Annotated in this window: 17 protein-coding genes and 2 pseudogenes; 9 read left to right on the forward strand and 10 right to left on the reverse strand. The window is 68.4% G+C overall.

Going from position 1 to position 20754, the window contains the following annotated elements; all coding sequences use genetic code 11:
• Nucleotides 1-254 precede the first annotated feature (254 nt).
• The 3 genes from ACFYXB_RS04780 to ACFYXB_RS04790 all read right to left on the reverse strand — a co-directional run bounded on the left by ACFYXB_RS04780 (nt 255) and on the right by ACFYXB_RS04790 (nt 4399).
• Entirely contained in the window at nt 255-404 is a 150-nt protein-coding gene (locus ACFYXB_RS04780; protein WP_389577719.1) for a hypothetical protein, read from the reverse strand.
• A 1-nt stretch (nt 405) separates the two neighbouring features.
• Nucleotides 406-3258 carry an AAA family ATPase gene (locus ACFYXB_RS04785; protein WP_389577721.1) on the reverse strand — a complete coding sequence of 951 codons (2853 nt, stop codon included), beginning with the start codon at nt 3256-3258 and terminating at the stop codon, nt 406-408.
• Between the two features lie 430 nt (nt 3259-3688).
• Nucleotides 3689-4399, reverse strand: a complete 711-nt coding sequence (locus ACFYXB_RS04790) for an acetoacetate decarboxylase family protein (protein WP_389577724.1) — start codon at nt 4397-4399, stop codon at nt 3689-3691.
• Nucleotides 4400-5070: 671 nt separating this feature from the next.
• Between ACFYXB_RS04790 and ACFYXB_RS04795 the strand changes: the two genes are divergently transcribed.
• On the forward strand, nt 5071-5739 hold the full coding sequence (locus ACFYXB_RS04795) for an IS110 family transposase (protein WP_389577727.1): 669 nt from the start codon (nt 5071-5073) through the stop codon (nt 5737-5739).
• A gap of 158 nt (nt 5740-5897) precedes the next feature.
• On the opposite strand, the gene ACFYXB_RS04800 is transcribed toward ACFYXB_RS04795, so the two are convergent.
• Nucleotides 5898-6836: a YcxB family protein gene (locus tag ACFYXB_RS04800; protein ID WP_389577730.1), complete on the reverse strand. Its 939-nt coding sequence runs from the start codon at nt 6834-6836 to the stop codon at nt 5898-5900.
• A gap of 84 nt (nt 6837-6920) precedes the next feature.
• Nucleotides 6921-7574, reverse strand: coding sequence for a class I SAM-dependent methyltransferase (locus ACFYXB_RS04805; RefSeq protein WP_389577733.1), 654 nt, complete (start codon nt 7572-7574; stop codon nt 6921-6923).
• A gap of 39 nt (nt 7575-7613) precedes the next feature.
• Between ACFYXB_RS04805 and ACFYXB_RS04810 the strand changes: the two are divergent.
• Nucleotides 7614-8090 (forward strand): annotated as a pseudogene (locus tag ACFYXB_RS04810) (SAM-dependent methyltransferase); the annotation flags it as partial.
• 1576 nt (nt 8091-9666) lie between these two features.
• A complete protein-coding gene (locus tag ACFYXB_RS04815) occupies nt 9667-11163 on the forward strand; it encodes an IMP dehydrogenase (protein ID WP_389577736.1) in 1497 nt (498 codons plus the stop codon).
• Between the two features lie 707 nt (nt 11164-11870).
• On the opposite strand, the gene ACFYXB_RS04820 is transcribed toward ACFYXB_RS04815, so the two are convergent.
• A complete protein-coding gene (locus ACFYXB_RS04820; RefSeq protein WP_389577739.1) occupies nt 11871-12437 on the reverse strand; it encodes a hypothetical protein in 567 nt (188 codons plus the stop codon).
• A 553-nt stretch (nt 12438-12990) separates the two neighbouring features.
• Here ACFYXB_RS04820 and ACFYXB_RS04825 point away from each other — a divergent pair.
• Nucleotides 12991-13524 (forward strand): GNAT family N-acetyltransferase, encoded by a 534-nt coding sequence (locus ACFYXB_RS04825; RefSeq protein ID WP_351367532.1) that lies wholly within the window; start codon nt 12991-12993, stop codon nt 13522-13524.
• 559 nt (nt 13525-14083) lie between these two features.
• On the opposite strand, the gene ACFYXB_RS04830 is transcribed toward ACFYXB_RS04825, so the two are convergent.
• Together ACFYXB_RS04830 and ACFYXB_RS04835 are read right to left on the reverse strand one after the other, a co-directional pair.
• On the reverse strand, nt 14084-14572 hold the full coding sequence (locus ACFYXB_RS04830; RefSeq protein WP_389577741.1) for a glutathione peroxidase: 489 nt from the start codon (nt 14570-14572) through the stop codon (nt 14084-14086).
• A 128-nt stretch (nt 14573-14700) separates the two neighbouring features.
• On the reverse strand, nt 14701-15351 hold the full coding sequence (locus tag ACFYXB_RS04835) for an MFS transporter (protein ID WP_389577744.1): 651 nt from the start codon (nt 15349-15351) through the stop codon (nt 14701-14703).
• Between the two features lie 654 nt (nt 15352-16005).
• On the opposite strand from ACFYXB_RS04835, the gene ACFYXB_RS04840 reads away from it, so the two are divergent.
• From ACFYXB_RS04840 to ACFYXB_RS04860, 5 genes are all read left to right on the forward strand, one after another.
• A complete protein-coding gene (locus ACFYXB_RS04840; protein WP_389577746.1) occupies nt 16006-16335 on the forward strand; it encodes a helix-turn-helix domain-containing protein in 330 nt (109 codons plus the stop codon).
• A gap of 14 nt (nt 16336-16349) precedes the next feature.
• The gene (locus ACFYXB_RS04845; protein WP_389577748.1) at nt 16350-16880 is read left to right on the forward strand and encodes a DUF1003 domain-containing protein; all 531 of its coding nucleotides are present in this window, start codon (nt 16350-16352) and stop codon (nt 16878-16880) included.
• A gap of 95 nt (nt 16881-16975) precedes the next feature.
• Complete coding sequence (locus tag ACFYXB_RS04850; RefSeq protein WP_389577751.1) at nt 16976-17191, forward strand: hypothetical protein; 216 nt, start codon at nt 16976-16978, stop codon at nt 17189-17191.
• Between the two features lie 146 nt (nt 17192-17337).
• Nucleotides 17338-18045 (forward strand): DUF4232 domain-containing protein, encoded by a 708-nt coding sequence (locus ACFYXB_RS04855; RefSeq protein ID WP_389577754.1) that lies wholly within the window; start codon nt 17338-17340, stop codon nt 18043-18045.
• 992 nt (nt 18046-19037) lie between these two features.
• A complete protein-coding gene (locus tag ACFYXB_RS04860; protein ID WP_389578677.1) occupies nt 19038-19586 on the forward strand; it encodes a hypothetical protein in 549 nt (182 codons plus the stop codon).
• Nucleotides 19587-19608: 22 nt separating this feature from the next.
• Here ACFYXB_RS04860 and ACFYXB_RS04865 read toward each other — a convergent pair.
• A pseudogene (locus tag ACFYXB_RS04865) lies at nt 19609-19689 on the reverse strand (hypothetical protein); the annotation flags it as partial.
• A 428-nt stretch (nt 19690-20117) separates the two neighbouring features.
• Nucleotides 20118-20420: a hypothetical protein gene (locus ACFYXB_RS04870; RefSeq protein ID WP_389577757.1), complete on the reverse strand. Its 303-nt coding sequence runs from the start codon at nt 20418-20420 to the stop codon at nt 20118-20120.
• Nucleotides 20421-20754: the final 334 nt, after the last annotated feature.

Genomic DNA, 20754 nt, shown 5'->3' on the forward strand with positions numbered 1-20754 from the left:
CCCGGGCTCCTGGGACCTGAACACGCTGACCCGGAACGCTGTCACTGCGCGCACGTGAGTAGAAATGTTCTCTACGGGTTCAAGGCGGCTCGCTACCGCTCGCCGCGCGCGGCCCGGCTCCCCGGGCCGCCGCTCCCTGTCTTCGCCCCGCTCCGGCCCGGTCCGCCCGGCCGCGCGACGCGAGCTGGCGGCCAGCTGACATCAGAAAAAGGGGTTGCGTCGTGGCTGGGGCGGTCGGCCGACCGCCGACCTTCCTACCTGTTGGCCAGGGCTTCGGCCTCCGCACGGGCCAGCAACGCCTCCAGTGAGGCAGATTCCGCCTCCAGGATCACGGCAGCGGCGTAGTCGATCGCGAACGACGCGTAGTGCTCCGCATCCTCCGCGTTGTGCTCGGCGCGTTTCACGTCATGCTCCGCTTTCCGCCTCCGGCTGTGCGGCCTGGTCGTTCTCGTCGGGTGCCATCGCCTCCAGGGCGGCGCGGAGCGCGGCGCGTGAGGTGATCCCGAGCTTGGGATACAGCCGGTGCAGATGGGAGCCGACGGTGCGGTGGGACAGGAAGAGCCGTTCGCCGATCTGCTTGTTGCTCAGGCCAGTGGCGGCCAGTTCGGCGATCTGCCGTTCCTGCGCGGTCAGCGCGGACATCGGTGTGTCCGGCCGGGTGGTGGCCACGCCGGTGGCGCGTAGCTCCTCGCGGGCCCGCTGCGCCATCGTTCTGGCGCCGATCCGCTCGAAGATTTCGATGGCGGCGCTCAGGTGCGCGCGGGCGGCAGCGATGTCGCGGGTGCGGCGTAGCCATTGTCCGTAGGCGAGCTGGACGCGCGCGTAATCCCACGGCCACCGGGCGGCTTCGGGTAGGGACAGGGCTGCCTCGAACAACGCGCCGGCATCGTCGTCGTCCGCGGCCAGGGCTGCGGCCCCCGCGGTGATCAGCGCGGTGCGGGGAGAGATGTCGTGGATGCCTGCCTGATGGGCGGCGGCGACGTGGGCGCGGGCCTGATCGATGCGACCGCTGTGAACCGCCGCCTCGACCAGGTCGTGGACCATCCAACGGCCGGGGACACCGGAAGTGGGTGTCCCGGGTGGGGTGACCCGGGACGCCTGGGCGAGTGCTTCCTCGTAGTCGCCTTGGCCCATGGCCGCGTGGCGGCGAGCCGACCAGGCGTACGCTTCCGACCTCGCGATGCCGCGGGGCGCCGCCCAGACCGTGGTCCGCTCGCTGCGGGCCTCGGCGAGGTCCATGTCGCCGCGAACAGCCGCGCCCGCTGCCAGTATGGCCCGGAGATGACCCTCCAGGAGGTGGTAGCCGTAGGCCGATGCCAGCTCCAGACCCTCCCGCCCCAGGTCCTCGGCCTCGTCCCACTCCCCGCGGGCGTAGGAGTCCTGACAGAGCAGCATCAACCCGGGAATGACCATGGCGATCGCGCCGCCGTCGCGTTCCCGTTCGATCATGCGGCGGACCAGATACCGGTAGTCGGACAGGGCGTCCATCGCGAGGGCCGCGTAGGCCAGGGGCATGATCTGCCAGGGTGCCGCGTCGGTGGGCAGTGCCGTGAAGCCGTCGGCGAGGCGCTCCCGTATCGAGTCGGAGGCACGGGCAGGGTGCACGTATGCGTCGTATAGCAGCCGGAACGGGGCTACCGCCTCCGGTGCGAGGCGGGCCATTGCGGTATGGAGAAGCTGCCACGGCTCGGGCCGGAGGGTATAGAGGCTGACAACCAGCAGGGCGTACAGGACCCCGTGGTGGTCCCAGTTGTCGTTCTTGGCGGTGTCGGCCACCTCGTCGAGTGCCCGGGCCAGCAGCTGGTGGGCGGCATTGACGTCGCCCTCATGCGCGAGGAGGTGGGCCGTGGCGGCGAAGACCAGCCCGGACGGGGAGTCTGGTGCCTGTCCGGCATCGGCCAGCAACCGGTTCACCTGCTCGAGTTGACCGGTGATGGTGGCGAGGTAGGCGGCCTCGACCAGCCGGCGGGACCGGTCGGCCGGGTGTGGGCTGAGTCCGCCGGCCCGCATGAGCGCGGCTACCGCGGCGGCCGCACCGGCGCGCCGCCGGTCGGAGACGGCATCCTCGTCCGACGCCTGGTCCGCGGCGCCGGACGGGTTGCTGCGCCGCCAGGCGGACAGGGCCGCTTCGTCCAGCGCCCGGGCCACCGTCTCGTCCGGTCCGGTCGCGGCCTCGGCCAGATGCCACGCACGGCGCTCGGGCTTGTCGACCAGGGCCGCTGCCATGGCCTGGTGCGCGGCCCGGCGTTCACCCGGCAGTGCCGCGCGCACGATCGCCGCGCGGATCAGGGGATGGCGGAACGACAGGTGACCGGTGGCCGTATCGTCGTGGACCAGATTCGCCTGCCACGCCGGGGCGAGGTCGTCGCCGGCCGAGGAGCACTGCGCGGCCGTCTGAATGGTGGTCAAGCCGGCGTCGGTGTCCAGCGCGGCCAGCAACAGCAGCTTTCGGGTGGGTGCGGGCAGCCTTTTGACGGAAGCGGTGAAGGTCTCCTCCAGCCGCCCGGAAAAGGGCAGGAGGGCGGGTAGTGGGTCCTGGCCGAGGCGCTGCCGGCCGGTGAGTGCCGTGGGCAACTCCACCAGTGCGAGCGGGTTGCAGGCGGCTTCGGCGAGCAGCCGCCGCCGTACGCTCGGCGCCAGCCTCGGCCACCGGGTGTCCAGCACCGTGGCCGCCGACTGCTCAGACAGCGGCTCGATCATACGTTCGCGTAGCCGGATGTGGTGGACGAAGCCGTCCGCCCCGGTCCGGCTGGCGGCCAGGAAGACGATGGGGGTGCCGTCGATGCGGCGGACGGCGAATCCCAACGCGGTCGCGCTGGCGCGGTCGACCCACTGCACGTTGTCGACGATCAACAGCAGCGGACGATCGGCCGCGAGGTCGTCGAGCAGGGCGAGCAGGGCCGTCGAGGCGACCAGCGGGTCCGGCGAGGGTCCCGGCGCGAGGCCGAGGATGTGGTGGAGGGCGTCGCGATGGTGGTCGGCGATCCGGTCGGCCCGCTCACGCAGCGGGTAGAGCAACTGATGCAGCGCCGAAAAGTCCATCCCGGCCTCGAACTCCACACCGGAGGCGCGCAGTACACGCCTGTCGACTGCTGCGGCCCGTTCCGCTGCGGCATTCAGCAGCGCGCTCTTCCCCACCCCGGGGTCGCCACGCAGCAGCACGCCGGGGCCGGCCCGGTACTCCCCTGCGAGCACCGAGTCGATCAGATTCAGCTCGGCCGTGCGCCCCGCCAGGTCCACTCCAGGCCGCAAAGTCACCCGCTGCCCGTCTCGATGCTGTTTGCCAGAAAAAAACTGATGGATCGGCAAGGAAGAGTTCCCTTTACTGCTCATTCGATCTGAGACGATCAAGGCCCGGCGCGTGACTGGCCCTCGCCTCGGCCAGGTCGTCGGGGCGGGCGGCGCCGCCCGCCGTAATGAACCGGACGACGGCGAGGAAACGAGCCCCGATGGTGCGTAGTCCCCTCCTGCGACCGGACGGTGACCACGGCACCGGGCATCGCCGGCACCGAGCTCCTTGAGGGTTGTCGTGGACCGTCGGTCCGTTGCTCTGTACGGTCATCGCCTGTCTTGGCCCTGGGGCGTCGCACGGCGGCGGCCCCTGCCGACGGCAGGGCGAGTCCTCCGATGTGCCACGAGTGCCGTGGGCCGCCACCCGGTTGCCCGTGTTCGGTTTCCGCGGTGCCCGTTACGCACGCCAAACGGATGAGGAGTGGCGTCGCATGACGTCGGTCCGGGCCGGATCGAGAAGTTCGTCGCCCCTTCCGGACAGCACGGTGCGGGCCGCGTAGAGGGCGAATCCCTTGACCTGGTCGAACGTGATGGTCGGCGGTACGGATAGCTCCTGCCGCGCGGTCATCGCCTCCGCCAGGGCCGGGCCCCGGTGGTCAAACGCGGCGCGCAGCGCCTCCACCGGTTCATCCGGTGGCTCCACTCCGCGGCCGTGGATGCCCAGCGCCGTGGCCACGTCGGCGAAGTTCGGGTTGTCCAGATCGGTCCCGAAGTTCACCAGGCCCTCGGCCTTTAAGTCCTGCACCCACCCGCGGGCCATGAGCAGGTCATTGTCGACATAGATGTACGGGCACCACACGACCGGTCGGCCCCGCCACCGGGCGTCCACCAGCACCATGAACTCGCGGTACAGGCTGCGCACCGGGTCGGGATATTCCTCGTGCCCCGCGGATAACTGCCAATCGACGAACAGCGTCACCGCGCGTCCTGCGGAGTCCGGGTCCGGACTCAGCCCGTCCGGAAGCGTCGCTTCCGCGGCCGCCGGATCCGTCCAGAACTCCACGCCGACGGTGTCCCCGGCGTAACGCCACGGCGGAGCAGGAGCGAGATTCGCCGTGCACCGCGGCGACAGCGGATAGGTGTAGCCATGCAGCATGCGGATCTCCACAGAGTCGGAACAGCACGCGAAGAGCCGCGTTGTCCCAACTCGGCCGCACGTCCGCTTCACAACGACAAGAAAGGGTCAAGAAGATCATCACTATGCGGGAAAAGGTTGTCCATGTTCCCGGCCACAGAGATCGGCCCCGACAGCAGTGACCGGGGACAGTGGTTGCCGCAACCATCCGGCCGGCCACCGCAACGGCCTGGGCGCGGACCGGTCCTGATTGCGGCATCCTTGAGTGCGGGTGTTGCAGCGTCGACTTCCGCGGTCACCTCGAAGCCGTGCTTCACGCGCTGCCCAGGAAGAGAGCGCGTGAGTTGCGCGCACTCGTATGGGCCCTCGACGAGAAAATTCTGGCGAGAGTCAAGGTCATCCCGGCTGACAGCCTGGACGTGCCATGGTGGCAAGGTCCGCTCCAGGACCATGGGCGGCCGTCTCAGTACTCCGGGGGCCTGACGGCCCCACCCGGTGGGCGTGAAAATCGGTGTGTGGCCGCCCGGCGGACGTCGAGGAAACTTGGTGCGATCCGAGCCTGTGTCTCAGTAGGACGCTGGGGGTCCAACGTCAGGCACCCGGATGTGTTGCTTCGAGCACGTGAATCAGTTTCTTCTGCCTGCCGGACCCCCGCCGGCCGGTCACGTGCTCGCGCGGCCGCGATCGGGAGGGGGTGCCAGGCAATGGACGTGATCCACGAACGCTGTGCGGGGATCGACATCAGCAAGGTGGACGTGAAGGTGACGATCCGCGTGCCCGGTGCGGGAAAGCGTCGTCGCCGTGAGACTCGTACCTTCTCCTCGGTGACCTCCGGGCTGCTGGCGATGCGGGACTGGCTCCTGGACGAAGGCATCACGGTGGCCGGTATGGAGGCCACCGGCGCCTACTGGAAGCCCGTGTTCTACCTGCTCGAACACGACATGGAGACCTGGCTCCTCAACGCCCGGCACATGAAGGCGGTGCCCGGCCGCAAGACCGACGTGAAGGACTCCGAGTGGATCGCCCGCCTGGTCGAACACGGCTTGGTGCGGCCCTCGTTCGTGCCTCCGGAGCCGATCCGGCAGCTGCGTGACCTGACCCGCTACCGCACCGAGGTCATCCGCGAACGCACCCGCGAGGCACAGCGGCTGGAGAAACTGCTGGAGGACGCCGGGATCAAACTGTCCGCGGTGGTCTCCGACATCCTGGGGGTCTCCGGCCGGGCCATGCTGGAGGCCCTCATCTCCAGCGGGTTCTCGTACTCGCGACGGGCCTTGCGCTGGACCTGGACGCCTTGGGTGTCGTCGAGAAGCTGGCACTGGGCGAGGAGCCCTCGCTGCACGGAAGGCACAGCGCTCCCGCGCAGGATGTAGGTCTTCAGGCGGGGCGCTTGGCCATGACGACCAGGCCCGGCCCGCTTTGCTCATCTGCAGGGAGCCGAAGTTCGGCGACCGGGCGCAGCTGACTGCGCGGCTTCTGCGGGCCACCGCCGAGAGATGATCTCCGGGCCCGCTCGGAGACCGTGGCCCGCTCAGAAGTCGTAGCAGACGTAGGCGCCCTCGGGCCCGCGGGCGATCCGGTCCGAGCCCCAGCAGTGGAGCATCGGCCCAACGCGGTACAGGGCGGCGCCACCGGCCAGCAGGACAAGGACGGCGAGCACGGCGGTCACGATCCGCATGGCCGTCATCCGCCGTACGAGCCACCAAGCCCCGGCGACCGCAAGCGCCCCCAGCCCCAGCATGACGGCCGATATCGGGGCGGTGTTGTTCTGGATCCCGGGAAAGCGGCCCGGGTGCGCGGCGTGTTGGACGGCGGCGAAGGCGAAGAAGAACAGCAGCAGCCCCAGCAGCAACAGTCCGACGGAGCCGACCCCGCGGCCGACGGCCCGGCCCCGGCTCCGCGGGCTTCCGGACGCCTCGGCGTCGTCCGCGCGCACGAGCCGCCGGTCGAGGACCGCCCGCAGCCGGTCCACCTCTTCCGGGTCCGCCACGGCCCGCTTGGGCAGGACGACGAAGCCGACGGCGGACTTGTCGGCGCTGAGAAGCACGAACAGCTCCGGCGTCTCGACATAGCGCGAGTAGAGGTGCCAGTCGAGGCTGGCCGAGCTGTGCGCGGTGGTGAGCCGGACTCCGGTGTCGTCGACCGTCCCGCAGATGTCCCCCTGCCGTTCGGCGAGCCGGTGGAGGCGGCGCGCCTGCAACCACGGCACCGCAGTCATGAAGGCGACGAAGACCACCACCCCCGCATACAGCGGCCACGGTGTGTCCCGGTGGCCGGAGCCAGCCGCCGACAGCAGGGCGCCGACGGTCGTGACCGCCACCGTCCAGACCAGCGCCCCGCGCTGAAAGCGTCCCGCGCCGGTGCTCCTCGCGCGTGCCCGCAGCGCGGACGCCAATTCGCCGACGGTCGGCCGGTAGGCCAGCTCCACCGGCCTCTCGGCGACCGCGTCCGTTTCCCGGCCCTCGGCCATGTCCCCTCCCCGATTCGGTGATCAACCGGATCGTAGGTGATGGGTCCCGGCAGGAAACCCTGTGCCGCTTCCGACGCCTGATCGTCAGCCGGGGCGCCTGGCCATGACGACTAGCCCCGGCCCGCTGTACTCCTCCGGAGGGAGGCGGAGTTCGGCGACCGGGTGCAGGCCGGCCTGCTCAATCAGGTCCACGAGTTGTTCCGGTCGCCATTTGTGTGTCGTCCAACGAACGGGTACGCCCCCGTAGGCCTCGGTGCGCACCGCGTCTTCGTCGCCGACGTGTGTCCCGGTGATGAAGTGCCCGCCCGGCTTCAACTCGCGCGCGAACAGGGCGAGAACCTGGGGAAGGACGTCACGGGGGAGGTTGAACAGTGACCACCACCCGAGCACGCCGCCAAGGGACGCTTCACCAAGGTCGAGGTCAGTGGCAGAGGCGACACTGAAGCGGCAGTGCGGATGAAGACGGCGCGCGTTCTCGATCATGCGGGGAGAGAGATCCACCCCGGACACGTCGAGTCCGCGTTCGGCGAGGTAGGCGATCACCGTTCCGGGTCCGCAGCCGACGTCGAGGACAGGCCCAAGCTCCCTCACGGTGTCGGCGAAGGCGTCGATCGACGCCTTGAGCCATGGATGGCGACGGATGTCGCCGACCCCCGTCGTCACCACCATGTGGGCGTAGTTGTCGGCCACGCGGTCATAGGAACTCACGAACCATGTCGAGATCAGCCGGGCGGTCAATAGGGTGTGCTCGCATCAGCCAACGATAGGACTGTGCGGCAGATCGACCTGGTGACGATGACCGGGAACGTCGCCCAGGCGATCGCCGATCCGCAGGCGTGGCGTACGACGCTGCGCGGCGCGTACGAGGCGCTGCGGCCCGGCGGGCGGCTTGTCTTCGAGACGCGCGATCCGGCGCAGCGCGTGTGGGAGGAGTGGGCGGAGTGGACGCGCGAGACCACGTACCGCATGACGGACATCCCGGGCGTCGGCCACGTCGAGACCTGGGCCGAGCTGACGGACGTGAGCCTGCCGCTGGTGAGCTTCCGGGGTACGCACGTGTTCGCTGCGGACGGGGACGTACTGACCTCGGAATCGACACTCCGCTTCCGCGAACGTACGGAGATCGAGCGGGACTTGCACGAGCACGGCTTCGTCGTCGAGGACGTACGCGACGCACCCGACCGGCCGGGCAGGGAGTTCGTGTTCGTGGCGCGGCACGGTACCGCGGAGCCCGTCCCTCCCGGAATGCCCTAGGGAGCGTGCGCACCACACAGCGCCGGGCAGACGGGAATTTGAAGACACTCCCTAGCTCTCGCTCGAATGCGTAAACCCTGTGATGGGCAGGGGACGTGTGGCGGCAGTGTCGCTCAATGCCCCACCCTGGTGGGGCCAGGGCTCGCCTGAAAAACTGAAGGCAGCTATGGAGAAAGCCCGGAGATGATCTTGAGATCAGATCTCCGACACCCCCACCCGAGACCGACACCTCCCAACGCTCCGACCTGCGTCTTTGACGTGAACCGCAGGTTGAGGAATGGCTGACTCGGATGCGTGTCATCGAGTCCCGGGCAGAGAATCTTGCGGCCCTGATCTCCCACAGTCTGTTTGAGGCTCCATAGCCAGCGTGGGGTCTCCCAGGGCTGGCGGCCCGACGGCCAGCAGCACCAACGACCGACCGGCGGGGGCGCCGTAGTCGGATGGCCAGGCAACGCGCCGGCCCTGGGGAGTGAACGGGGAGTGGATCAAGAAAGCCGCGCGGATCGCCACCCACGGGAACCAACTCGTACCAACGCCCTGACCTGCACAGGAGTCAAGTAGTCCTGGCCAGCGATCTTTCCGCACATTATTCGAGACGAAGAGGTCGTGGGTTCAAATCCCGCCACCTCGACTCGAAAAATGCAGGTCAGGCCGTGTCTCTCAGTGAGAGACACGGCCTTTCGCGTTCGCGGGCGACCCCGACCGGGCCCGCGTCGTCCTCACGGAGTTGCAGCCCGGCAGCGTCGTGCGCGTCACCGGCAGCCTGTGCATGCCGGACCCCGACGACGGCCTCTGGCTTGACATCACCGGCCTCTAACGCCTCCCCACGGTGCCCGTCATCACCTTCGGGAACAACGAGCCCGGGCTGCTCCATCAGGGCCCGTGCATTCTCCTGCGCACGCACGGTGAGGCTCAGCTCGCCGCGGCACGAAGCCGAGCAGGCAGTTAAGAAGGCCGTACGGCACGGGACGACGGACGCCTGACAGTCCCACACCCCATCCGTCCCTCACCAGCCCTGATACGACCTGAAGGCCAACTGTCGGGGGGCCAAACAGGGGGCCAAACGAGGCAGCCCCATCAAGACCGCCCCGGACTGTAATGGACTGTGCCGCAGCCGGACGAGCACGTCAGAGATCCCAGAGCAAGGTCAGGAGCGGCCTGATCGCGTTCGGGACGAAGTCGGGTCGGCTGGGGGACCGGTCGGTATCAGGAAAGCAAGCCGGATCATCAGGCGCATGAGGACAGGTGGCGGATCCTCACCGATCCGGCTGGGCATCCCTTCCGCATCGTCAGAGGTTAGGGGCTCAAGGGCCTCGATCTGAACTCAGATTGCGCCGCCTTCTAGAGGGGTGGCGGCTGCCGGTGAGGGCCACGATTCGTACAGTGGCTGGGTTAATCGATAAGGTGCCAGGTCACGACCGCACCCCGTTCGATCCACGGGCCGGTCAGAGCTCTGCCGCAGTTGGTGGCACCTCCACGGCTGCTGTGCGGGTCTCTGCCTGCCCAGGCCCTGGGATACGGGGGCGATCCTCACGGCGGGGCAGTCGGGCCCCGGCCGACGGGCCAGGAGGAACGAGTGGCACAGATCATCGCCGAGGTCTCACGGACGTTCAACGAGTTTCTGCTCTTGCCGAACCGGACTCGGACCGACTGCTCGGCTGCGACCGTTGACCTGCGCACGCCCCTGGTGCGGCACATCGCGGGCGAGGCGTCAGCGATCGAGCTGCAGTCCCCGTTCACATCCGCGATCATGCAGGCCGTCAGCACACCCGATCTCGCGATCGCGCTCGCGCGCAACGGCGGTCTCAGCTTCCTGCACCACAACCAGCCGATCCAGGACCAGGCTGCAGCGGTCCGCCAGGTGAAGAACTTCAAGGCCGGATTCGTCACCAGCGACACCAACGTCCGTCCCGACGACAGCCTGAGCCTCCTGGTCGACGTCATGCGCCGCACCGGTCACAGCACCGCCGCGGTCACCCACGACGGGACCGCCACCGGCCGCCTGCTCGGCATGGTGACCTCCCGGGACTTCCACCCCCAGCGCCATGACCTGGACGGACCGGTCAGTGGCCGGATGACCGCTATTGCCGACCTGGCCCATGCCGGGCCCGACATCACGCTTTCCGAGGCCAACGCGCGGCTGTGGGACGAACGGCTGGACTGCCTCCCGGTACTGGATACCGAGGGTCACCTTCAGCATCTGGTGTTCCGTTCCGACTACACGGACAACAAGCGCTTCCCGAACCAGCTTGTGGACGCTGCCAAGCGTCTGCGCGTGGGCGCGGGTATCAACACCCACGACTATCAAGAGCGCGTCCAAGCCCTGCTGGAGGCGGGCGTGGACGCGCTGTGCTTCGATTCGTCCGACGGCTACAGCGACTGGCAGGCGCAAGCTCTGACCTGGGTGAAGAAGCACTATCCAGAGATCCCGGTCGGTGGAGGCAACGTGGTCGACAGCGAGGCGTTCACCTTTCTCGCCGAGGCGGGGGCGGACTTCGTCAAGGTCGGGGTGGGAGGCGGCTCCATCTGCATCACTCGGGACCAGAAAGGCATCGGCCGCGGCCAGGCCAGCGCTGTGCTGGACGTCGCGGCAGCCCGGGATGCCTTCCGCGAACGCACCGGCGAGTACGTGCCGATCTGCTCCGATGGCGGGCTGGTGCACGACTACCACGTGGCCCTGGCGCTGGCGATGGGAGCCGACTTCGTCATGATGGGGCGTTACTTCGCACGCTTCGACCAGGCGGCCGGCGCGAAGCTGCCCACCCGCGACGGCTTCGTGAAGGAGTACTGGGGAGAGGGCTCGAACCGGGCCCGCAACTGGCAGCGCTACGGCCAGGGAGGCCAGGAGCTGGTCTTCGAGGAAGGCGTGGACGGCTACGTCCCCTACGCAGGCGACCTCAACGAAGGGCTCGCCCTGACCATCGCCAAGCTCAAGACCACGATGGTCTCCTGCGGCTCCAAAGCCCTGCAGGAGTTCCAGTCCACGGCCCGGCTGACCCTCGTTTCAGACCAGAGCTTCCAGGAGAGCCACGCCAACGTCACCCTGCGGGACACCCCGGTGACGGTCTCCTGACAAGTTGCCGAGTCCCGACGAGAGGACTCCTGGTTCGGAGGGGAATTGTGCGCGGTCGGAATAACCCTCTCCCGCCAGTACGAGGCAGTCGTATTGAGGTTCTGAGCAGCGCAGATGTGACCTGGATGGGCCGGAGCTCGGGGGCCAAACGGGGGGACAAACGCAGTAACCACATCAAGACTGTCCCGGACAGTGATGGACTGTGCCGGAGGCGAACGAGCAGGTCAGTAACCCCGAACCAAGGTCACAAAGGGCCTGATCGCGTTCGGGACGAAGAGGTCGTGGGTTCAAATCCCGCCACCCCGACAGCTGAAACACCAGGTCAGGCCCGGTCTCCTTCTCAGGAGACCGGGCCTGATGCGTTCTTGGGAAGCCTCTGGGGAGTGAGCGGGGAGTGGATCAAGGAAAACGTCACTCCCAGCGGGGGTGAGTGAGCCTGTGCGGCGAGAGCCGAGGCAATCGCCAGCGCGACGGACGGACAGCTTGTTCCGCTCACCGCGCGCGGTCTGGCCGCCAGCCGGGCCTCCGCTCCTGTCCCCGTCCCGATCCAACCCGGCCGGCGCGCTAAACCAATCAGCTACCGCCCGAGAAGGAGTACGTCGCGGCTAGGACGACCAGCTCTGCGCCTTTGTCGCCTTCCTCCGGCGACCGCGCTGACACCCAACACGACCCGGTGAACCGTCCCGGGCACAGCACCAGGGCCCCTCTCACGCCGGCGCGGTGCTGGCACCCGGAGGCCGGCGGAGCAGGTGCAGACAGACGACCGAGGCGACGACGGTCCGCCGTTCGGAGGCGTCCAGGCGAGGGTCCATTTCGACAACGTACTGCTGCAACCCGATCCACGAGTCGATGGTGCTCACCGTGACCCGGCCGAGAATCTCCGGCGCCGGGCCCCCTTCCGGATCGGTCTCCGTGAGATGCCATTCGGCGTACAGGAGACCCGGCCGCGTGAGGAGGAGTTGGCGTCCCTGCTCCGTCTGGAGGCTCAGCTGCCGGGTCTTGATGAGTCCACGGGCACCGGCGGTGCCGACCTCCCGGTCCGCGGCGTCGGTGAAGCGGAACTCCACCGGCCCGAACTGCTCAATACGGACGATGAACTCGCCGGACGTTTTCGTGAGGACGGAGTACGTGTCGTCGGTGTACGTGACCCAGGCGAGCGGGGTCCCCTTCACGGTGGACACGGCCAGGGCGGGGCCCACGTATCTGCGCCACCGTGAACGCTTCGGCTGCCCCACCACGACGGCTTCCAGCTCGAACAGACCGGGTTCCGTCATCGGTCTTCCTTCCCCCGCCACGGCTTCCCCCTCGACCGAGTACGTCCACTGTGACTGAGAACCTGCCCGACTCCCATCCCTCGGGCGGACATCGACGCCACGCGATGTCGCCCGGGACGAGTAACGGTGCGACCACTGACGTACGCCACCATCACCCGCTCACCTGGTAATCAGGCCCTGAACAGCTCGGATGCGATCTGGAGGTACGAACTTCGGAGGGCCATACAGGGGGCCAAACGCGGCAACCGCACCAAGACCGTCCCGGACAGTGATGGACAGCACCGGAGTCGAACGAGCTGGTCAGTGCCTCCAGATCAAGGTTACGAGGGGTCTGATCGCGTTCGGGAGCAAGCGGTCTTCAAGCAAGGCGTCGTCTGTCCCGGCGCGTTACACCATGAAGATGCGGCGTCGCAGGCGAGGCACCCCAGACTGTGGGGGTGCTCCTGCGGCCCAGTGGATCCCCGGTTCCGGCTCCCGGTCACCGGTACCGGCCCCCGACGCCTCCACGAGCACCTCTCCGGCCGCCGTCCGCACGTACAGCTAGAGTTGATGCATGTCAGCTGAGCTGGTAACTGAACGATTGACCCTTCGCCCGTGGCGGATCGAGGACGCCGAAGAGGCGCTTGCCATCTATGGGGACTCAGGGGTCTCACGCTGGCTGAGTCCGGCCATGGATCTCGTTCCGGATGTCAGCGCCATGCGGCTGGTGCTCCAGCAGTGGATGGGGGAGGACCACCGGCTCCTGTGGCCCGCCGGGCGGTGGGCCATCGAACTGCGTGACGATCAGCGCCTCATCGGAGGCGCCGTGCTCCTGCCGTTGCCGCCTCGTGGCGGGGACATGGAGATGGGGTGGCAACTGCTGCCCAGCGCCTGGGGGCACGGGTACGCCACCGAGGCCGGCCTTGCCATCGCCAAGTGGGCCTTTGACGAAGGACTCGACGAGATCCTCGCCGTGGCCCGGCCCACCAACAACCGGGGCGAAGCCACCATCCGCCGTATCGGCATGGAGTGGGTCGGCGAGACCGACAAGTACTACGACATGCGGCTCCAGGTTTTCCGCCTCCGCGCCAGCGACCTCGCCGCCTAGGGGCCACACCTCTGAGCACCGAACGCCCTGGTTCGCCTACCCACGCGTACGACACCGACCGGCGCTGCCGCGCGCCGGTCGCCGCTCGCGCTGCGGCGCCCGGTTGCGGTGGGGCCCGCGCCGCGTCGTATCTAAGCACCCGTGACTCAGCCTGGTTTCCGTCCCCCGACCACGGCTGAGTTACAAGCTTTTCTACCGGGTTGGACGCTGTGCTGAACCCGGCAAGCCGCGCAACGCATGGGTGCTGACCAGCGCGGATACAGCCACTGTGTCGCCAACTCGGGGGCCAAGTGAGGCAGCCGCACCAAGACTGTCCCGGACAGTAACGGACACTGCTGGAGTCAAACGGCCATGTCAGCGGTCCCCAACCACGGTCAGGGAACGCCCGATCGCGTTCGGGAGCTTGCTCGTGCCTGAGGTCCGCCGACGGTGCCACGTCTCGCGGGCGGGGTGAATTGGCTGTGCCATGATCGGCGGCGTTCGGCCCCATGGGGGGCATGCGCTTAGAAGATTGTGCCGGGCGGGCTGAATATCAGCCCGCCCGGCACAATGCTGCCCGTCAGGCGGGGAGCAGGGCCTCGATCGCCGTCACGAGCTCCGGGGCCTCCGGCTCCGTGCGGGGGCGGATGCGGGCCACCGGCTCGCCCGCCGGGGAGATCAGGAACTTCTCGAAGTTCCACTGGACGTCGCCCGCCTCGCCGTCCGCGTCCGCGAGCTGCGTCAGTTCCGCGTACAGCGGGTGCCGTCCGTCACCGTTCACGTCGACCTTCGCCAGCAGCGGGAAGCTGACCCCGTACGTCGCCGAGCAGAACGTCTGGATCTCCTCCGCGCTCCCCGGCTCCTGGCCCGCGAACTGGTTGCACGGCACACCGAGCACGGTGAAGCCGCGGTCCCCGTACGTCTTCTGAAGCCGCTCCAGGCCTGCGTACTGCGGGGTGAGCCCGCACCGGGAGGCGACGTTCACCAGCAGGACCGCCTGGCCGCGGTACGCGCCAAGGGTGGTCGGCTCGCCGGTCAGCGTGTGGAGGGGAATGTCGTACAGCGTCATGGGGTCTCCTTGTAAGCGTCTTATTCAGTGCAAGCGGCTTGCCCGGTCATTGTTTTGCCCACGGCCTCATCGGCACGAAGTCGACTGCCCGGCTGTCCGAATCGCCTTGTAGTAGAACGTGGTCGGCTTCAAGGTCCCGGCCGGGTCGCCGGCGTAGTCCGGAATGGATGCGACTCCTGCGACTCCTGCACGTATTCGACGCGGCTGCTCCGGCGCCCCACCGGGATGAGCAACCCGGCGACCGCGGCGATCAGCAGCGCGCCGCTCAGCATGGTGAACCCGTTGGTGTAGCCGGCCTCGCGGGGCAGGCCGTCGGCGGCCGGGCTCGCGGTGACCACGCTGGCCATCAGGGCGGCGCCGACGGAGCCGCCGATGGTACGGATGTTGGCGTTCATACCGCTGGCCACACCGGTCTGCTCGGGCGGCACCGCCTTCACGATCAGGCTCGACATGGCCGGGAAGGCCAGCCCGAAGCCGGCACCCATGACAGCCGTGGCCACGTACAGCTCCCAGGTGTGGCTGTGCGCGAAGGCCAGCATTGTCATCGCGCCGGTGCTGATGAGCGCGCCGAGCACCACGACGGCCTTGCCGCCGATGCGCGCCGCCAAGCGGCCGGAGCCCCGGCCCGTCAGGAACACGGTCGCGCTCTGCGGCAGCAGGATCAGCCCGGACTCGGTGATGCTGGCGCCGAGGCCGTAGCCGGTGGACTTCGGGGTCTGCACGAACCCGGGCAGGAAGGCGAACTGCGCGTAAATGCCGATACCGAAGAGCAGGGACACCAGGTTGTTGGTCCAGACCGCCGGCCCGGCGCATCATGTTCATGCCGATCAGCGGCACCGCGGACCTGCGGCCGTGGCTGCGCAACAAGGTGTCCCGGCCGCGCCTGTGGGGCTACGCGTCGTTGCTGATGGCGCTGCGTGCCTTGCCCTCCAGATATTCGACAGCCCGAAGACGCATTTCCCGTTCGGCGGCCTGGGAGAGATAGGGGGTTTATCGGCCTGGCGATGCTGGTGGTCGCGAGGCGGCCGGCCAAGGCCAGCTGAGGTCGCTGTGGGTGTCCCAGCTGTCCGGCTGTCCGGTTGGGCCCGTGACCAGTGAAAATCAGCCGGACAGCTGTAGGCGAAGCTGCTGCTGCTGTCCAGGCTGTCCGGTCACAGGCAGCTGCAACACGGGGGGTGTTGCAGCCCGTCGGCGAAGCCGACCCTGGTAGGTCGCAGGCGCTGGAGGCGACTTCCTTCTGTGGGTTGTGCGCGCAGCTGAGTGTCTACTGAGGTTCTCGGGTTAGCGTCGGGTCGTGACGGCGGGTGATCGTTGCGGTATGCCGGAAGCATGCGGTATGCGCAGGGTGGGGGTCTGACCGCTGAGCGGCGGCCGTTCGTGAACCGATCCGGCTGGAGGCCGCGGCAAGGTTCGCCCGGGGTGACAGGACTGCGTTGGTCGCCCGGGAGCTGCGGGTGAGTGAGCGTTCGGTGGAACGCTGGCGGCGTGCATGGCGTGAGGGTGGGGTGGCGGCACTGAAGTCCGCCGGCCCCGCGAACTTGCCCAAAATGCCTGACGAACAGTTCGCCCGGCTGGAAGCGGGATGCCATGGTCTGAGAGCAGCGACACGAAGCTGTGCCGGAGCTCCCGCCCGCGACGATGTGGTCGATCTGAAGCTTGGCGTCCTTCGGTCCCGCACGAGGCAGAAGGCGCAGGGGGTGTCACAGATACGGGCCGTGCCTTGTCTTCCCTGCGAAGCAACGGGTTCGACACGGGAAGGCTAACAACGGCTGCCACAATGACCGCACGCTCCGGAGACCGCGCCTTCCGATCGAGCTCCGCTTCCGGCGGTACTCATCGCCTCGATCCCCGCTTGCGCCACGAGCAGCTCGTGTTCGCCAGGATGCGCACGTCGCAAGACCGGTTCGCAGACGCGATCACTGCCCTCGCGGGCACGATGGGGTTCGTCTACGTCCATGCCGTCTGGTTTGCGGTGTGGATCGCTCTCAACCTCGGGCTGTTCGGCTCGGTAGCGGTCTTCGATCCTTACCCGTTCGGGCTGCTCACCATGATCGTGAGCCTGGAAGCCATTTTCCTGTCCACGTTCGTGATGGTGAGCCAGAATCGGCAAGCCGCACGGGAGAACGTGCGGGCCGATCTGGATTTCGAGACCAATCTTCGCGCCGAAGTCTGGGCGGTGCACACAGGCAAGGCACTCGGCCTGAATCCGAGGGAGATCGAGCGTCACGTCCAGGAGACCATCCAGCAGAGCAGGAGCGCGATGGACCTGGGGTCCGGGGGTCAGCCGGTGGACCCAGAGACCCTGTGAACGTGGCCCTGAGACTGGCTGCGCCGACCGCTCGCCTGGACGGCTTCGTGTGGGCCAGAAGCCAACGCGCTTACTACATTGATCGCTTACACCACTTGAAGGACGCCATCGGCCACGACCGCCGGGGCACCGCCTGGCAGGGGCGGATACACATCTGGAACGACTGCGCGGGCGGCAAGAGACCCGCCACGGAGGCTGCCCTCAGTCCGGCCGGTGGCCAGAACCAGCCCCGGGTGTATGTACAGCTGCGCCAGGACGGCGGCAGCGACGCGACCGACCGCGTCCTGGACTGGGTGCGGGTCACCAGCTGACACGGCACTGCGGGAACGCCCCCCACAGCACGGAGATACACGCGAACTTTCCCGCGCCGGCACGCATCGGACAGGGATGACCGGGCGCACAGCACCGTTCACACACAGGCTCGTCTCGGGCCGTAAGTTCCAAGGAGCAAACAGACATGGCGACCTTCCGGCGCGACACGGCGAGCCCGGACCCCGGCAGCACGGCCACCTTCCTGACGGCACGACGCGTGGTGTCCGCGCTCGGCGCGGTAGTTGCCCTGAGCCTGCTCACAGCCTGCAACGACGGCCAAGGCACCGCTAGTGCTCCGCAGACGGCGTCCGGGACGGCCCAGCCGGACTCCGGTGACAACTCGAGCGCCGCCGACACCACGACGAACACGGGCGGCACCTCCGCCAACACCGGTTCGTCGAATGGCTCCGGCAGCACGCCGACCTCCGGGAGCGGCGCCGCGAGCACTCGCTGCAACGCGTCCGAACTGCGCGGGCACGTCGGCGAGAACAACCCGGGCGCCGGGCAAGAGAACTTCCCCCTCATCGTGACCAACTTCTCCGGGCGCACCTGCACCATCGAGGGCTACCCGGGCGCCGCCTTCGTGGACGCCTCCGGTAAGCAGCTGGGACCGGACCCCAAGCGCGGCTCCGGAAGCCCCACGAAGATCACGCTGGCGCCGGGCAAGAGCGCCTGGGCCGGACTGAGCTTCGGCAACCCCGAGGTCAGTGGGGCCAGCAAGGCCACGCCCACGGGGATCCTGATCACCCCGCCGGACGAGAAGGACTCCCTGAAGGTGGACTGGACAGGCGGCGCGGTGCCCGTCTCCTCCGCCGCAAACCTGACGGCCTTCCAGGCGGGCACCGGCGCCTGACCCGCCCCCGCTCCACACCCCGCTGTCGCAGAGCGACCGCTGACCGCCCTGCGGCAGCGGGGTTCGTCATGGAACAGGACGTCAAACAAACCGTGGGCGGACAGGATGAGGGGGCCAAACAGGGGGCCGACCGAGACGGCCGCACCGTTACCGTCCCGGACGGTAACGGACAACATTGGAGCCGGAACGGGTAGATCAGTGCCTCCTGAGCAAGGTCGCCAAGGGGCCCGATCGCGTTCGGGACGAAGCGGTCGTGTGCCGCAGCCGTGTCACATCGTGCGGTCAACCACGGCCAACTACGGCTCGCCGCAGTCGAGATGCGCCATTGACCTAGGTTGCCGGCTCGGGGACGTCGCCGGGTGGGCACCGAACACTCCACGGGCCCGCAGCTCGTCAAGGTCGGGGAGACGGAATCCCGGGAGCGCGTCGAGGAGGTCGGCCTGGGCGGCGCGGATGCTGTGCGCGTCCTGGGGGCCATTGCCAAGGGTGCGGCGGGCTGTCACGCGATCATCGTACGGGCGACAACAGCCGCTCTACCCAGCATGCAGCTCGGAAATGGGGAGGTCATCCGGAGTCCATGGGCGGGCGCGGGCCGGACATGACGAGACCCGCACGCAACGGGGAGGGTGCGGGTCTCAGTGCATCGCGGGCCGTGCAACATCGGCGGCGTGTCGACCTTGCACGGTCCCGACGTCCTTGCGGTGGCGAGGCGGTGCCTGCGACGGCACCTTGCCCTGGCGGGACAACCCCACCCTGCTGATGCGGCAGACCGGCCGGGCGGCCCGTGCCGGACGGCGGCCGCGGGGCCTGTGACCGGCCTCACGCGGAATAGGGGCGGCCGGGGTTGCGGGGCTAACTGCCCGCTCCTCCAAGGTCGGTGCGGCTCGCCAACCGACGGCCGTTCCGACCGATATCCCGGATGCCTTCGCCTGCCGTCCACCCCGCCGCCCACCAACCGCACCGCCCTCGCCGCGATCGGCGCCGCCCTCGCCATGACTGTCGCGGTGCAGGCGCCCGCCCTCGGCGTCGGCCTGGCGCGTGGGTACAACCCCGGTTTCGGCTTCCTCGACGACCGCCACCGCGTGCCGGCCGTCGTCCTGAGCCGCCGGAACACCGTCACCCTCACCCTGACGGCCCGACTGCTCGGCCGAGACCGCAACACCCTGAGCTACCACGCCCACCGGACCATGCCGCTGCCGGCCTTCGCCGCCCCCGACGTCGCCGCAGTCCTCGCCCAGCCCCGGCGGACCCACCCACCCCGCACGATCGAGGCCCTCCAGAGCGCGACCGCCGAGCACGAATGCAACATCAAATCGGGCAGTAGTTGGTTGACGGCTCCTCACCAGCGCGTCTCCCCGGCGAAATACTTCGCCGCCTTCCACAGGATCTCGCGCTCCTCTTCGAGCTCGCGGACCTTCTCGCGCAGGGCCGCGTTCTCCTGCTTCCAGCGGCGTGGGCGGCTCCACCGGCGCCTCCGTCCGGCGCCCCCTCGGCCGGTTCGCCCCGGCCCCGTACCCAGTTCCGCAGCGTCTCCGGATTGACTCCACGATCAGCGGCGACCGACCTGATCGTCGCTCCGGGACGCGACTGGTACAGCGCGACCGCGTCCGCCTTGAACTCCGGTGGGTAGTGCTTCATGACCATGAGATGTCCGTTCTCAGATCCTCAAGATCTACGTCTCAAGTGTCCAAGATCCGGGGTCAACGCCCGCCTGCTGACATCCATCGCTGACATCAACGTCGGCGAACACCCCCGGAGTCCAGCGGCCAGCCGGGGACTGGGTGGCCCGGGCGGAGGTGCGTCAGAGCACCCACGGATCGAACTCTGAAGCGGGTGTCGCACATCGCCCCGCAGCCGATATCCAGCACCCAACGCGCGTTGAACGCGGGCACGACACCGATGTACGGATCCAGATCGCTGCGGTCGGAATCGAGTGGATCGCAGATCGCGTCCAGCCGCGGAAGATCTCGTCGGTCATGCAGTAGGCATACGGGGCACACGGAAGGGGTGCCCTCCCCCAACAGCGGAGGGCACCCCAAGGGCGGTCAGCGGTGACCGTTGCGGCCGTGGCTTCAGTGGTGCCGGTTGTCCCAGCGGTGGTTGTCCCAGCGGTGGTTGTCCCAGCGGTGGTTGTCCCAGCGGTGGTTGTCCCAGCGGTGGTTGTCCCAGCGGTGGTTGCCCCAACGGCCCTCGTGGTGGTTGTCCCAGCGGCCCTCGCGGTCGCCGCGCCCGTAGTCATCATGGTCGTGATCACGGTCGTGCGTGGCATGAGATACCACGGAGGGCGCATAGGTTGCGGCGCTGGCACCAGTGGCACCGCCCAGCAGGACGGCGGTCGCGACGCCCAGCGCGGCGGCAAAACGGGAAACCCGCATTCCGTGCTCCTTTCACGGCAGGTGCCTGATGCGCCTGCCTAGTCGGCACATCAATGTTTACAGCCAAATTGTCCCGTTGAGCAGTAATTCTGACCAAAGACACCTTTTGTGATGGTGTGTGTTGAGTCAGGAACCGGCGCCAGGCGTGTCGGCGTCACGCGCGCGCGCGAACCGGAGGCCCGCTCCCCCCGTCCACCAGGGTGAACTTGCATACACGATCTTGCCGAAACCGAGCTCCCCACCCCACACTTGTCCGCGATCACCTCCAACAACAGCAGCCCCGCCCCGACTCGTCCCGTAGTCCGGTCCGGCACATGCGAACAGGCATCAGCGC

The sequence above is a fragment of the Streptomyces sp. NPDC002619 genome, assembly GCF_042889305.1.
In the GTDB taxonomy this organism is placed as follows: Bacteria; Actinomycetota; Actinomycetes; order Streptomycetales; family Streptomycetaceae; genus Streptomyces.